This is a genomic window from Sphingomonas sp. AX6 (genome assembly GCF_902506605.1).
Classification (GTDB): domain Bacteria; phylum Pseudomonadota; class Alphaproteobacteria; order Sphingomonadales; family Sphingomonadaceae; genus Sphingomonas.
On record NZ_LR733979.1, the window covers coordinates 131,226 to 145,901 of the forward strand.

Here is a 14,676-nt window from a genome sequence, read left to right on the forward strand (position 1 = left end):
TCTTAGTGGCAGGCCGGGTGGGGGAGTGGGCCGGTGCGGCTCCCAGAAATCTGGCGCCCTGGGCTTCCCACCCGGACGCGAGCAAAGGACGCCGCCACGAGGAACAAAACACGACCGCGCGCGGCCCGCGCGACGCGTTCCAGCGCGACCGCGACCGCATCATCCATTCGATCAGCTTTCGCCGGTTGCGGCACAAGACCCAGGTGTTCCTGGCCCCCGATGGCGATCACTTCCGTGTCCGGCTGACCCACAGCCTGGAAGTCGCGCAGATCGGTCGCACCGTCGCGCGCGCGCTGTCGCTGAACGAGGACCTGACCGAGGCACTGTGCCTGGCGCATGATATCGGCCATCCGCCGTTCGGCCATGCCGGTGAGGAGGCGCTGGAGGATGCGTTGCGCGGGGCGGGTGGTTTCGACCATAATGGGCACACGCTGCGGGCGCTGACCCGGCTCGATTGCCCCTATCCGATGTGGCCGGGGTTGAACCTCAGTTGGGAAACGCTGGAGGGGCTTGCTAAGCACAACGGCCCGGTGTTCGAACCTGGCTGGGCGCTGGCGGCGGAGGATGCCGATTTCCCGCTCGACCTGACGGCGCATTCGTCGCTGGAGGCGCAGGTCGCGGCGATCGCCGACGACATTGCGTATGACAATCACGATATCGACGATGGTATCCGCGCCGAGCTGCTGACGCACGATCAGGTAATGGCGGTCCCGCTGATCGCGCGCGGCTGGGACCAGGTGCGCGCGCGTTTTCCGGACATCGCAAGCGAGCGACTAGTCGGCGAATTGGTGCGGTCGCAAATCGGCGCGATGGTCAACGACCTGATCGAGGAAACGCGGGCTCGGTTGGCCGACGCGAAGGTCGAGTGCGCTGATGACATTCGTGGGGCGGGGCGATGCCTATCGGGCTTTTCCGAGGAAATGCGCGACGCCGAGCGCGAGCTGAAACGTTTCATGTACGCCAATCTCTATCGCCATCCGCGCCAGCTTGCGGCAGCCGATGCGGCGCGGGTGGTGGTGGCGGGATTGTTCGCCGCTTATGCCACCGACCCGGCGACGATGCCCCCCGAATGGCGCGACCGCTTGCCGGATAGCGAACCCGATCGCAGCCGCCACATCGCCGATTTCATCGCTGGCATGACAGATCGTTATGCGGTCTCGCGTTACCGCGAGGTCGTGGGAGAGATCGAGTTGCCTGAGGGGTTTTGATTCCCCGTCATTCCCGCGGAGGCGGGAATGCATTGCCGCCGACATGGGTTATGGGTTCCCGCCGTCGCGGGAATGACGAGTGAAAACGGCGATGCCACAATTTTTACGACATCATTTGAACCACGCCCAGCCGTCCCAAATCCACGACAAACCGCTTTCCGGGCATAATTCTGCGACAAATGAAGCGCATCCTCCTGGATGAACACGGGAAAGGTGTCCGCGATGGAAGCCAGTATTGCCCTTAATCGCTTCGGACTCGGTGGCAGGCCGGGAGAGGTGGCGCCCGAAAACCCGAAGCGCTGGCTGCTCGACCAGCTAAACCGTTACGAACCGCGCCCGCCCGCGATCGCCACCGCGCCGACCACCGCGATGGTCGCACAGGGCCTCGCCGACTATTTCCAGCAACTCCGCCAGGGCCGGATGCAGTTGTTTCAAGCGGGCGGCCAGAGCACAACCATTCAAGCTGATGCGCCCGCGACGATGCAACCCGCGGCGATGCCCGGCCAGCGCCAGCGTAACCCCGCGATGCGATCGCTCCGCATGGAAGCTGCGCGCGAAACCCGAGCCGACGGGCGCGGCCACTATATCGATGCGGTGGGCGCGCGAATGGAGGCGACGATGCGCACGCCTGCGCCCTTCGTCGAACGGCTGGTGCATTTCTGGGCCAACCACTTCGCGGTGTCCGCCGACAAGCTGACGGTGGTCGGACTGGCGGGAACGATGGAGTTCGACGCGATCCGTCCGCATGTGCTTGGCAAGTTCGCGGATATGCTGATGGCGGTGGAGCGCCATCCGGCGATGCTGCTCTATCTCGATCAGGCGCAATCGGTCGGGCCGGATAGCCCGCTGGGGCAACAGGTCGCGAACCGGGGCCGCCGCCAGGTCGGGCTCAACGAGAATCTCGCGCGCGAAATCATGGAGTTGCACACGATGGGTGTCGGCAGCGGCTATGCGCAGGCCGACGTCACCGAATTCGCGCGCGCGATGACCGGCTGGACGGTTGCGGGTATCGGCAATGGTCAGGCCGCGCGGATCGCGGGGACGCGGGGCGAACCCGGTGAATTCGTCTTTGCTGCTCGTATCCACGAACCGGGCGCGCGCACGATCCTCGGCAAACGCTACGATCAGCAGGGCGTGGCACAGGCGAACGCAGTGCTTGCCGATCTGGCGACGCATCCCGCCACCGCAAAACACGTCGCGACCAAATTGGCGCGCCATTTCGCGGGCGACACCCCGCCCGCGCCGCTGGTTGCCAAACTCGAACGCGCGTTTCTGTCTTCGGGCGGCGACCTGCCGACCGTCTATCGCGCGTTGATCGATGCGCCGGAAAGCTGGGCGGCGGGCGCCCCCAAGTTCAGGACGCCATGGGAATGGTCGGTATCGACGATGCGGGCGCTGGGTGCGCAATCGGTTGACGGGCAGGCGATGACCGGATTGCTCAACCAGCTTGGCCAGCCAGTGTGGCGGCCAGGTTCGCCGGCCGGCTATGACGACATCGCCGCAAGTTGGGCGGGGCCGGACGCGCTGATGCGCCGGGTCGAGGCTGCGGAGCGCATCGCGTCACAAATCCGGGGCGATGTCGATCCCCGCGCCCGCGCCGCGCAACTGTTCCCCGACGCGCTGTCCGATGCGACCGCGCAAGCCATTTCGCGCGCCGAAAGTCCTGCGCAGGGTCTGGCGCTGATGCTCGTCTCCCCTGAAATGCTGCGGAGGTAACGCCATGTTCGATCGACGCAAATTCATCCTGGGCGGTGCGGCAGGCGCGCTGTCCCTCGGCTTCGCGCCGCGCATGGCGTTCGCGCAGGCGGCGACCAACAAGCGGTTCGTCTTCATCATCCAGCGCGGTGCGGCAGACGGCCTTTCCACGCTCGCGCCAATCGGCGATCCGGCGTTCGCGGGCATTCGGGCTGCGCTGGCAGAGGATTTCGCGGGCAGCGCCGCGCACAAGATCGATCCGATGTTCGCGCTGCACCCGTCGCTTGGCGGGCTGGCCAAATTCTATCAATCCAAACAGGCACTGTTCGCGCATGCCATCGCTTCGCCCTATCGCGACCGGTCGCATTTCGACGGGCAGAACGTCCTCGAATCGGGCGGCAACCGGGCCTATGCGCGCAAGGACGGGTGGATGAATCGCATGCTCGGGCTGCTGCCGAGCGAAAGCGCGCGCGCGATCGCGGTCGCCGCCACCGTGCCGATGGCGCTTCGCGGCGAACGCGAGGTCGCGTCCTATGCTCCCTCCAACCTTCCCGATGCGTCGGACGATGTGCTCCAGCGCGTCGCCATGCTATATCAAGGCGACGCACAGCTTCACGGCATCTGGGAACAGGCGACCGCGACGCGGCTGCTCGCAGGCGATCTCGCCGCCGACAATGGGCGCAACGCCGCGGCGACGGGTGCGCTGGCGGCGCGACTGATGCTGCCCGACAACGGCGCGCGGATCGCGATGATCGAAACCGGCGGCTGGGACACGCACGCTGGCCAGCGCGCGCGGATCGGCGCGCAGTTGCGCGGGCTCGACGCGATGGTCGGCGCTTTGCAGACCGGGCTGGGGGATGCTTGGGGCGAAACGATGGTCCTCGTCGCGACCGAATTCGGCCGCACCGTCGCGGTCAACGGCACCGGCGGCACCGATCACGGCACGGGTGCAAGCGCGATGCTGGTCGGCGGCGCGGTAAAGGGCGGGCGCATCCTGTCCGACTGGCCGGGATTGGGACAGGCCGCGCTTTACGAAGGTCGCGATTTGAAGCCGACGCTGGGGCTGGATGCATTCATATCGAGCGCGGTAACGGCGCATTACGGGCTGGACCCGGCGCGGGCGATGACGGCATTGTTCCCGGATAGCCCCAAGGCGCGTGCGATTGAGGGATTAGCTTAGCGCGAGCCGCCCTTTTCCTGAGTTGCACTCCCCCAAAATGCCGTTCGTTTCGAGCGAAGTCGAGAAACGTGTCACAAGCGTTCAGCCCACGTTTCTCGACTTCGCTCGAAACGAACGGGAGGTGGGAGGGCGCAGTCGAGCGAATTTGCCGAATCTTCNATACCGCGTCCAAATCGGGGATTGGCGGGCTGACCAAGCTGCTCGCCTGCGAATGGGCCGCAAAGGGCATCAACGTCAACGCCATCGCGCCGGGATATATCGCGACCAACAATACCGCCGCCCTCCAAGCCGACGAGACCCGCAACCGCCAGATCATGGACCGCATCCCCGCCGCGCGCTGGGGCGAGCCAAGCGACCTTGGCGGGGCCGCGGTGTTCCTCGCGTCCGACGCCGCGCGCTACGTCCAGGGCCACATCCTCGCCGTCGATGGCGGGTGGCTGGCAAGGTGAACTTTACCCGCCCCGTTGGTGCTGAGCTTGTCGAAGCACCTTCCTTCTCTTTAGAGGTTCGAAGCGTTCGAACGGGGAGAAGTCAGTGACCAAAGGCCGCATCGTCTGTTTCGGGGAATTGCTGCTGCGCCTCACCGCGCCGGGGCGCGAGTTGTTGATGCAGTCGGGGCGGCTCGACGTGCATGTCGGCGGGGCGGAGGCGAATGTCGCGATCGGGCTGGCCTGTCTCGACCACCCGACCGCCATGGTCAGCGCGGTGCCCGACAATCCCCTGGGACGCGGGGCTATCGCCGCCTTACGCGCGCAGGGCGTGGACACATCCGGGGTACAACTGCGCGACGGGCGGATGGGGCTATATTTCCTTTCGCCGGGTGCTGGCTTGCGCGCGTCGGACATCGTCTATGACCGCGCCGCGTCGGCCTTTGCCGAGGCACCCGCCGATGCGTTCGATTGGGACGCATTGCTCAACGGCGCGGCGCGGCTGCATCTGTCGGGGATCACGCCTGCGCTTGGCCCTGCGACCGCCGCCGCCGCGATTGCCGCTGCCGAAGCGGCACAGGCGAAGGGCATCGCGGTGTCGTTCGACGGCAATTACCGCGCGCGGTTGTGGGAGGCGTGGGATAGCGATCCGAAGTCGGTGCTAACGAAACTGGTGAGCCTGGCCGACCTGTTGTTCGGCAATCACCGCGACATCTCGCTGTTGCTGGGGCGCGAATTTTCGGGCGATGGTGCCGATCGTCGGCGCGAGGCGGCGGAAGCGGCGTTCGCGGCCTTCCCCAACCTCCAGCGCATCGCGTCCACTGCGCGGCATGTTGACGACGCCGACCGCCACCGCATCGCCGCGCGGGTCGATACGCGCGAGCGCGGTTTTCAGACCGACGAAGTGGTGGTCGCGGGGATCATCGACCGGATCGGCGGGGGCGATGCGTTCGCGACCGGCATCCTGCACGGCGTTCATTCGGGGCAGGGGCTGGAAGATACGGTGCGCTCCGGTCTCGCGGTCGCGTGCCTGAAACATTCGTTGCCCGGCGATGCGAGCCTGTTCCGGCGTACCGACATCGACGCCTTTCTCGAAGGCGGGCTGGACGTGAGAAGGTAACGCGATGGTCGATCGGCGAGCGGTGCTGGGGTTGGGCGCGGGGCTGTCGCTGGTCCCGTTCGCCGCCGGGGCGCAGCGCGGCGATCCGGTTGCAACTGGCAAGTCCGGGCGCTGGCAGGGCACGCGCGAAGGCAATCTCTCGGTGTTTCGTGGCATCCGCTACGGTGCGGATATGAGCCGCCGCCGGTTTCAGGCACCGGTCGCGCCGAAGCCCGTCCGCGACATTCTACAGGCGACCGAGTTCGGCCCGTCCTGCCCGCAGCGCGGCGGCAGCGACCTGACGCAGCGCGAGGATTGCCTGTTCCTCAACGTCTGGACCCCCGGCACCGATGCGCGCGCCAGCCGCCCGGTGATGGTCTATTTCCATGGCGGCGCCTATTCGGGTGGGACGGTGATCGAGCCGCTGGTGTTTGGCCAGCATCTGGCCGGGCAGGACGTGGTCGTCGTCACCGTCAATCACCGGTTGAATGCGCTGGGCTATCTCTATCTCGACCGGCTCGCGAAGGGCTTTGCCGATAGCGGCAATGCCGGGCAGCTCGACCTGATCCTCGCGCTTCGATGGGTGCGCGACAATATCGCCGGGTTCGGGGGCGACCCGGGGCGGGTGATGGTGTTCGGGCAATCGGGCGGCGGCGCGAAGATCGCGACGCTGATGGCGACGCCTGCCGCCAGGGGACTGTTTCATTCGGCCGCGACGATGAGCGGGCAGCAGGTGACGGCGTCCGGGCCGCTCAATGCGACGCGGCGGGCGGAGGCGTTTCTCGCGCGGTTGAAGGCACGGCCCGGCGATCTGATCGACATGCCCGTCGAGCGATTGATCGAGGGGTTGGAGGCCGAAGATCCGATTCTGGGCGGCGGCGTCTATATGGGGCCGGTGCTCGACATGAAGTGGCTGACGCGCCATCCCTTCTGGCCCGACGCGCATCCGCAAGGGAATGCAATCCCGCTGATCCTTGGCAATACCAAGGACGAAACGCGCGCCTTTATCGATCCGCGCGGACCTGCGATGCAGGGGTTGGCCTGGGACAATCTGGCCGCGCGGCTGACGCCGCAGCTTCGGCTCGACGCGCATCCCGAATGGGTGGTGGCCGAGTTTCGCGCGCGCTATCCCGCGATGTCGCCTGCCGACCTGTTCTACGCTGCGACGACGGCGGGGCGCAGCTGGCGCGGGCAGGTGATCGAGGCTGAGGAGCGGGCACGGGCGGGGGCACCGGCGTGGGTCTATCGATTCGATTTGCAGTCGCCGGTCGATCGCTTGCGCGGTGCGGCGCATACCGACGATATTCCGTTCGTGTTCGGGACGCTCGACGCGTCGGGATCGAAAAGCGGGACGGGGCGCGCGGCGAGAGCTTTGTCGCAGGCTATGATGGAGGCATTCGTCGCGCACGCCGCGCGCGGCGATCCGAACGGGGCGGGGCTGCCCCGCTGGCCGCGGCACACGTTGGGCGAACGGCAGACGATGATGTTCGATGCCAAGGTTCGGGTGGAGAATGATCCGCGCGGCTGGGAGCGCGAATTGTTCTCGCGGTTTCAGTATATCCAGCCGGGGAGCTGAGCATTTCCTCAGCTTACGTCACCCCGGCCGAAGTGCCGGGGTCCACTTAGCCGCTAGCGTGTTGTAACCATTTCGAGCGCACGCTTGCCGGTCGGTAGACCCCGGCACTTCGGCCGGGGTGACGGTTATGGGGTGAAAACGCCCTATTTCTCCGAAATCGGATAGCTGATGATCAGCGACAGCGGCTCGCTCCCCACTTGCCGGATACCGACTTCGGCACCGGTATAGAGATACGCCGCCATGCCCCGTTTCAACCGCCGGGTGACGCCGTCCGAGGTCACATCGCCTTCGCCCGCCAGCACGTAATACACCTCGTCATGGTCGATGGGGTGGATGCCGATCGCAGCACCGACATGCAGGTCGCGGCGGCGGAATTCCATCGTGCGCGCGGGCACGGCGTCGGAGATGCGGTAGGCGGTGCTCATGCCGATCGCCCCGTGCGGTGGGGGTTCGTCGCGAACCTTGTCGCGCTGGTCGATGACCACCATCGCGGGTGCCTTGGCCGTGCCCGCAGCCCAGGCCAGGCCACCGCGCACATGCGCCAGGACGCGAGGATCGGCCCAGCTTTCCGGGCGGTGACCGAGCCCGGTATAGAAGACGCGCCCGCCTTCGAACCGGTGTGCCCAGGCAAGCGCGACGGGATTGGGGTCCTTCTCCCCGATCGATGCCGGGTCGAGCGTCAGCAGCATATCGACCGAGGGCGACAGGTCGGCGAACCAATACCATTCGTCCTCGATCCGAAAGGCGTCGGGGAGGGGGGCGGTCGAGGGGTGGGCGCGGGGCGTTTTCGTGACCGCGCCCTCGGGCGTGCCGTCTGGATGGCGGGCGAAGCGACCGCCGATCATCCGCGTGTACCACGGCCAGTGATGGTGCGAATCGGCCGCCGCGTGGATGGCAACGATCCCGCCGCCGTCGCGCACGAAGCGTTGGAGCGCGTCGCGACGCGCGCCGAGCCACCATTCGCTGGCTGGATCGTCGGGTTTGGTCGTGTTGCTGAGCAGGACGATCGCGTCGAAGCGGGCGAGTGCGGCGGGATCGTCGAACAGCGCGGGGTCTTCGCTAGCGACGACCAGCAAGCCTTCCTGTTTTGCGATCGCGCGTATCGCTTCAGTCGCCGGCTCGATCGACGCGTGGCGATAGCCGGTAGTGTGGCTGAAGATCAGCACCGATGGCGCAGGCGGCACGGACGCCACTTGCGGTGCCGCGCCGATGAGTAGCCATGCGGCCGCAGATAAGGCGATCAGTCTTGCCAGCATAACCCCTCCTGTCGGGTCGTTCCTTTACCCTTATCGCCGCATTTGCGCATCGCGGGCGCTTTGATTTTCCTGGATCGGGCCTTTTTGTCCCGGATAGCGACCCGATTTCGGCTCCATCGTGTCGAGATTCCAGTCGGCGTCGATGAAGGGCGCCTTGGTCGGCTTTTGCTTGGGATAGCCGCCGGTTTCCTTTTCGTCGTCGATGATTTCCCCGCGCCCTTCCGCGATGAAGAACAGCACGCGGATATCGTCGGCATCACGGTCCCAGGGCCGCGCGCCGGCATTGGCGAGCAGATAGGTTTCCAGTTCGGCGGCGGGCATGACCGGCAGTCCCTGTGGCCAAACCACCGGCTGCCTCGCCTCGATCAGCTTCGCTTTGGTGACGCCGTAGCGGCCGAATTGCGGAAGCGGTTCGCCATATTTATCGACCGCGATGTTGTCGCGCGCGTGATAGCGCAGGTCGCCATCGCCCCCCAGCATCATGAACGGCAGGCTATCGTCGGTGGACGGGCCTGCGCGCATCACGTTGCCGACCGCCGAGAGTTCGCCAAGCTGATACGGCACGCCCGCCCATTCGAGCGCCATCAGGTTGTAATGCACCGCGCGCGTGCCGGGGTCGTAGATGAAATTGTTGACCACGGCGGCATGGACCCCGCCCTTCAACAATGGCGAGCGTTCGACATTATGGGCGTAGATATTGCGATAGATCAGGATGCCGGTGGCATTGTCGTGGATCAGCGAGCCTTTGGAATGCTCGCCCTTGGGATGGGTCGAATCGGCCAGCCCTTCTGCGAGCAGATTGTAGCTGAAGGTGATGTTGTGGCTGGTGCCCTTGCGCCATTCCTCGACCGTATCGCCGGTAAAGCGCGGCCCCGAAGCCGAAAGATTCTCGTCCGGCGCCCAGGTCATGGTGCTGTGATCGACGATCACGTTGCGCGCGCCGACGGTGGATAGCGCATCGGGCTCCCATCCCGACCGCTTGGCACCGCCATCGGCACCGGGACGAATACGGATATGACGAATGATGACGTCGTGCGTCTTCACATCGAACCCGCCGCGGATGAAGGTGACGCCGGGCGACGGCGCGGTCTGACCGGCGATGGTCAGATAGGGTTCGGTGATGTCGAGCGCGGTCATCCCCATGTCGATCACGCCGCCGACTTCGAACACGATGATGCGCGGACCCTTGGTTTCGACCGCCGCCTTGAACGATCCGGGGCCGTCGGGGTTGAGATTGGTAACTCGGATGATGCTTCCGCCGCGCCCCCCTTGCGTGGCCGCAGCCCAACCCTGGGCACCAGGAAACGCAGGTTTCCCCGCATTCTGTACCGCCGGATTCGGCGATGAGCGATCGCTCACTTCGGCCTGCGCGGCGAAGGGAAGGGCGGGGATCGTTGCCATAAAGGCTACGGTCGCGAGCCATTTCATCATCGTCTCTCCTATTGGTTGACCCTTCTTGACACGGGCCGTTGTTCGTAACAATGTCGCTATGACACCGGTTACTCAAGCACTAAAACGGGTGTCGGATCGCGAAAACGCGACAGATCGGCGAGAGGATGCGGAAATCGGGCGCGACAGCGCCCCCTTCCTCAACCCGAAAAATCGAAGACTCCGGCGATTCGCGTCGGGTCTCGCAGGATTTGACTACCGGTGTCAGCTAAAGGCTGACCGGCGGGAGAGGGGATAGAAGATGGCCGATCGGAACCGCGCGCGGATGTTGACGCGATGGATGGGGGCAACCTCGTTGATGGTGATGGCGCAGGTGGCTCATGCGCAGGAGGCAGGCGCGCCGGTCGATCCCGAAGTCACGCAGGCCGAAGCGCAGGTCGCTCAGGAAGCGGACGGCACAGAGGTCGTCGTTACCGGTTTTCGTGCCTCGCTCGACGCCGCGCTCAACGTGAAGCGCGAATCGGTGGCGGCGGTCGATGCGATCATTGCCGAGGACATTGCCAAATTCCCCGACCAGAACCTGGCCGAATCGCTGCAACGCATCCCTGGCATCTCGATCCAGCGCGACGGCGGCGAGGGGCGTGCGATCACCGTTCGCGGGCTGGGCGCGCAATTCACGCGCGTCCGCGTGAACGGGCTGGAGACGATCGCAACCTCGCATGACGGCGCATCGTCGAACCGCGATCGCGCGTTCGATTTCAACGTGTTCGCGTCCGAACTGTTCAGTTCGCTGGTCGTGCGCAAGACCGCCGAGGCTTCGCTGGACGAAGGGTCGCTCGGCGCGGTGGTCGATCTAAACACCGGCAATCCGCTAGCGGGAAAGACGGGCTTCACCTTCGTCGCATCGGGGCAGGGATCGTACAACGACCTGTCGGAGACGGTCGGACCGCGGCTGGCAGGGCTGATTTCGTGGAAGTCGCCCGACGGCACGCTGGGCGCATCGGTGTCGGCCGCCTATCAAAAAACCGAGACGCTGGAGTTGGGCAACAACACCGTGCGCTGGGCGCAGGCGCGGTTCGATTCGGTTGCAGGCGTGCCGTGTTTCTTCACGACCGCGACCAGCACGGTGCGCGCGTCGAACAGCGGCGGCGTCTACCGCCCCAGCGCCGGCTGTGATGCGGCGGCGCTTGCCTTCCACCCGCGTATTCCGCGTTATGGCGCGGTCGAACATAGTCGCGAGCGGCTGGGGATCACGGGCAGCGTCCAATGGTCGCCGACCGATGCGACCCGCGTGTCGATCGACGGGCTCTATTCCAAGTTCAACCAGGATCGCCGCGAAAAATGGGGCGAAGTCCTGCTGCGGTCGAACGAACGCTCGATCGATGTCGTCGATTATCAGGTCGATGGCGACGGCAACATGATCTCTGCCACGCTCAACGATGCGTGGGTCAGGACCGAGCATTTCCTGAAACAGTCCGAAACCGAATTCTATCAGATCGGCGCGACCTGGGATCAGGATGTTACCGAAAATTTCCGCTTCACCGCGCTCGGCGGCTACTCGAAATCCAATGCCAGTGTGCCGGTCGAGACGACGGTGGTGTTCGACGATCGCGATGCGCAGGGGTATCAGTACGACTATACCGACATGGAATTCCCGCGGCTGACCTTTGGGACCAGCGTTACCGATCCCGCCAATTTCCAGCTCGCCGAAATCCGCGATCGGCCTTCGGACAACATCAACCAGTTCCGCACCGCGCAACTGCGCACCGAATGGGACGTGGCGGAGGGCTATATGCTCAAATTGGGCGGTATGTGGCGGCGCTATGATTTCGACATTACCGCGTTCACGCGCGACACCGCGGTGTGCGGCAATGGCGGGCGGGATCTGGTGCTGGGCACGATCACTTGTTCGCCGACATCGGCGTTCGGACCCAGCGCGGTGTATGGATTCCCCGTCACCGCTGCCTTGTCCGAACTGTTCCAGCTTGGCCGCGCGGGCCAGCCATCGGGCAACAGCAACAGCTGGCTGATCCCCAATCTCGACGCGGCCACCGCCTTCACCAACCTCTATGGTCGCACGGCTCGCATCGATGCGGGCAATAACCGCGGCGTAGTCGAGGAAACCTATGGCGGTTATTTCCAGGTCGATGCCAAGGGAGAGTTGGCAGGGTTGGAATATGCCGCGAACGCGGGGATGCGTTATGTCCGCACCGATCAGTCGTCCTATGGCATCAACAGCGGCGTCGTTGCCACGGTCGAGCGTAGTTACGACGATTGGCTTCCGTCGATGAACGTCGCGCTGTTTCCGCACCGCGATTTCATCATCCGCGGCGCCGTGGCAAAGGTCATCACGCGCCCGTCGCTTGGCAATCTGACACCGGGCGGGTCGGCCGACGGGTTCAATTTCCGCGTGACCAACGGCAACCCGTTCCTGGAGCCGTTCCGCGCCACCACTTACGACCTGTCGTTCGAATGGTATTTCGCGCCCCAGGCGATCGCGTCGGTCGCGTTGTTCAAAAAGGACATCGCCAGTTTCCCCGTCGGGATCACACGGACGGGCACTTTCACCGAAACCGGGCTGCCGGCATCGGTGTTGGTGCCGTCGTCGCCCGCCGCGCTCAACCCTGCGCTCCAGTCGCAGCCGATTTGGACGATCGCGACAACGGGCAACGGTGCCGGTGCGGAATTGAAGGGGATCGAACTTGCGCTCCAGGCCCCCTTCACGTTCCTGCCTGGGTTCCTGTCGAACTTCGGGGGGATCGTGAACGCGACCTTCGTCGATTCCTCGGCCACCTATACCCAGCAGGGACCGGCGATCGTGCCCGGCGGCGGTCTCCCGTCGCAGTCGTTGGAATCGACGCTCTATGGCCTGTCGAAAGAGTCGTTCAACGCGACGCTATACTATGAGGACGACCGGTTCAGTGCGCGCACCTCGGTCACCTATCGCGGTCCCTATGTCGATGGCGGGTCGGGCACCGGCAATATCTTTGAAGGCTATGAAGGCATCACCAATGTCGACGCGTCGATCCGCTACAAGCTGACCGACTGGGTCGAATTGTCGGTGGAGGGCACCAATCTGACCGACGCCTATCGTCGCCGTTGGGTCGATGTCGATGCGCGCCGCAATTATGAGAACAATCATTTCGGGCGCACCATATTGTTCGGCGCGCGCGTTAAATTGTGAGCATCGACAGGCGTGATGCACTCGGCCTGATCGGACTTGGCGCGGCGGGGATTTCCCTGCCGCGTGTAGCGTTCTCGCTTGGCGCGGACCAGGGATCGCGCGCCACCTCTTCGCTCGATCCGCACACCGCGATGCAATGGGCGCGGGGGATCGAGGGTCAGCGCAAGGCCGATCTGGGCGATGGCAATTTCCTCAACCCCGTCTTCTCGGGTGACCGGCCCGACCCGACGATCCTGCGCGACGGCGAGGATTATTACCTGACCTTTTCCAGCTTTGACGCCTATCCCGGCATCGTCATCTGGCACAGCCGCGATCTGGTGAACTGGCGTGCCGTCACCGCGGCGCTTCGGACCCCGATCGGATCGGTCTGGGCGCCCGAATTGTGCAAGCATGGCGACCGGTTCTACGTTTACATCCCGGCGCGCTTTCCCGATTACAAATCGATCTATGTCATCCATGCCGAGCGGATCGAGGGGCCGTGGTCGGAGCCCATCGACCTGAAACTGCCGCTCCACATTGACCCCGGCCATGCGGTGGGAGAGGAGGGCACGCGCTGGTTGTTCCTGTCGGGCGGCGACCGGGTGAAGCTGGCACCCGACGGGCTGTCGACGGTGGGCGGAGTCGAGCATGTCTATGACCCGTGGCGCTACCCCGAGGACTGGGTGGTCGAAACCTTTGCGCCCGAGGGGCCGAAGATCGTCCGGCGCGGCGATTATTACTATATGACCACCGCGGTCGGCGGGACGGCGGGTCCGCCGACCGGCCACATGGTCATCATGGCGCGGTCGCGGACCATCGACGGGCAGTGGGAGCACGCGCCCAACAATCCTCAGATCCGAACGCAAAGCGCGACGGAGAAATGGTGGTCGCGCGGTCATGCGACGCTGTTCGAGGGGCCGGGGGGGCAGTGGTGGATGATCTATCACGGTTATGAAAACGGCTATTGGACGTTGGGGCGGCAAGCGCTGCTCGAACCCGTTCGATGGACCCCGGACGGCTGGATCGAACCGCTGGGCGGCGACCTGTCGAAACCGCTCAAAAAGCCAGTGGAACGTGACGCGGTGCCGCACGGCCAAGCGCTGTCGGACGATTTCTCGACCGACAAATTCGGGGTGCAATGGAGCTTTTACGATCCGGCCAAGGGCGAAGCGTCGCGACTGCGGCGTGACAGCGGCATGCTGCATGTGAAGGCCAAGGGTACGACCCCCGGCGATTGTTCGCCGATCACCTGTATCGCGGGAGACCAGGCGTACCGGTTCGAATGCGACATCGAGGTCGATGACGGCGCGGAAGCCGGATTGCTGCTATTCTACAACCGGCGGCTCTATGCTGGCCTTGGCCTCGGCGCGAAGGGGTTGGTGATGCACCGGTACGGCCTGCAACGCCCGCGAGGTGCCATACCGGGGCAGCGTGAGGCAGGCGCCGCCGCCGTGCGCAGGCTGCGCATCCGAATGTTGAACGACCGCAACATCCTGACCATCCACACCAGCGCCGATGGCGGCGCACATTGGCAGAAGTTCGACGTCCAGATGGAAGTATCGGGCTATCACCACAATGTCGCGTATGACTTTCTCAGCTTGCGTCCCGCGCTTTATGCGGCGGGGAAAGGAGAAGCGCGCTTTCGCGATTTTCGGTTCGAAGCGTTGCCGTGACGGGCAGGC

The 14,676-nt window shown here is 65.0% G+C and carries 9 protein-coding genes and 2 pseudogenes; 8 read left to right on the forward strand and 3 right to left on the reverse strand.

Features of this window, described 5'->3' with window-relative positions; translation table 11 throughout:
* The first annotated feature begins 5 nt into the window (after window positions 1-5).
* The 6 genes and pseudogenes from ENHY17A_RS00645 to ENHY17A_RS00670 all read left to right on the forward strand — a co-directional run bounded on the left by ENHY17A_RS00645 (window position 6) and on the right by ENHY17A_RS00670 (window position 7,186).
* A complete protein-coding gene (locus tag ENHY17A_RS00645) occupies window positions 6-1,208 on the forward strand; it encodes a deoxyguanosinetriphosphate triphosphohydrolase (protein WP_236547674.1) in 1,203 nt (400 codons plus the stop codon).
* A gap of 222 nt (window positions 1,209-1,430) precedes the next feature.
* On the forward strand, window positions 1,431-2,924 hold the full coding sequence (locus ENHY17A_RS00650; protein ID WP_159709300.1) for a DUF1800 domain-containing protein: 1,494 nt from the start codon (window positions 1,431-1,433) through the stop codon (window positions 2,922-2,924).
* Between the two features lie 4 nt (window positions 2,925-2,928).
* A complete protein-coding gene (locus tag ENHY17A_RS00655; RefSeq protein WP_159709301.1) occupies window positions 2,929-4,083 on the forward strand; it encodes a DUF1501 domain-containing protein in 1,155 nt (384 codons plus the stop codon).
* Between the two features lie 159 nt (window positions 4,084-4,242).
* Window positions 4,243-4,532, forward strand: a pseudogene (locus ENHY17A_RS00660) (SDR family oxidoreductase); the annotation flags it as partial.
* Window positions 4,533-4,617: 85 nt separating this feature from the next.
* Window positions 4,618-5,631 carry a sugar kinase gene (locus ENHY17A_RS00665; RefSeq protein ID WP_159709302.1) on the forward strand — a complete coding sequence of 338 codons (1,014 nt, stop codon included), beginning with the start codon at window positions 4,618-4,620 and terminating at the stop codon, window positions 5,629-5,631.
* A 4-nt stretch (window positions 5,632-5,635) separates the two neighbouring features.
* Window positions 5,636-7,186 (forward strand): carboxylesterase/lipase family protein, encoded by a 1,551-nt coding sequence (locus ENHY17A_RS00670; protein WP_159709303.1) that lies wholly within the window; start codon window positions 5,636-5,638, stop codon window positions 7,184-7,186.
* A gap of 143 nt (window positions 7,187-7,329) precedes the next feature.
* Here ENHY17A_RS00670 and ENHY17A_RS14660 read toward each other — a convergent pair whose 3' ends face one another.
* From ENHY17A_RS14660 to ENHY17A_RS00680, 3 genes and pseudogenes are all read right to left on the reverse strand, one after another.
* Window positions 7,330-7,674, reverse strand: a complete 345-nt coding sequence (locus tag ENHY17A_RS14660; protein ID WP_236547991.1) for a cupin domain-containing protein — start codon at window positions 7,672-7,674, stop codon at window positions 7,330-7,332.
* 36 nt (window positions 7,675-7,710) lie between these two features.
* Window positions 7,711-8,442: pseudogene (locus tag ENHY17A_RS14665) on the reverse strand (ThuA domain-containing protein); the annotation flags it as partial.
* Between the two features lie 30 nt (window positions 8,443-8,472).
* The gene (locus tag ENHY17A_RS00680; RefSeq protein WP_236547675.1) at window positions 8,473-9,873 is read right to left on the reverse strand and encodes a pectate lyase family protein; all 1,401 of its coding nucleotides are present in this window, start codon (window positions 9,871-9,873) and stop codon (window positions 8,473-8,475) included.
* Between the two features lie 259 nt (window positions 9,874-10,132).
* Here ENHY17A_RS00680 and ENHY17A_RS00685 point away from each other — a divergent pair, with 259 nt between their 5' ends.
* Window positions 10,133-13,015, forward strand: a complete 2,883-nt coding sequence (locus ENHY17A_RS00685; RefSeq protein ID WP_159709305.1) for a TonB-dependent receptor — start codon at window positions 10,133-10,135, stop codon at window positions 13,013-13,015.
* Complete coding sequence (locus ENHY17A_RS00690) at window positions 13,012-14,667, forward strand: family 43 glycosylhydrolase (protein ID WP_443018278.1); 1,656 nt, start codon at window positions 13,012-13,014, stop codon at window positions 14,665-14,667. Before ENHY17A_RS00685 ends, ENHY17A_RS00690 begins: the two co-directional genes overlap by 4 nt.
* Window positions 14,668-14,676: the final 9 nt, after the last annotated feature.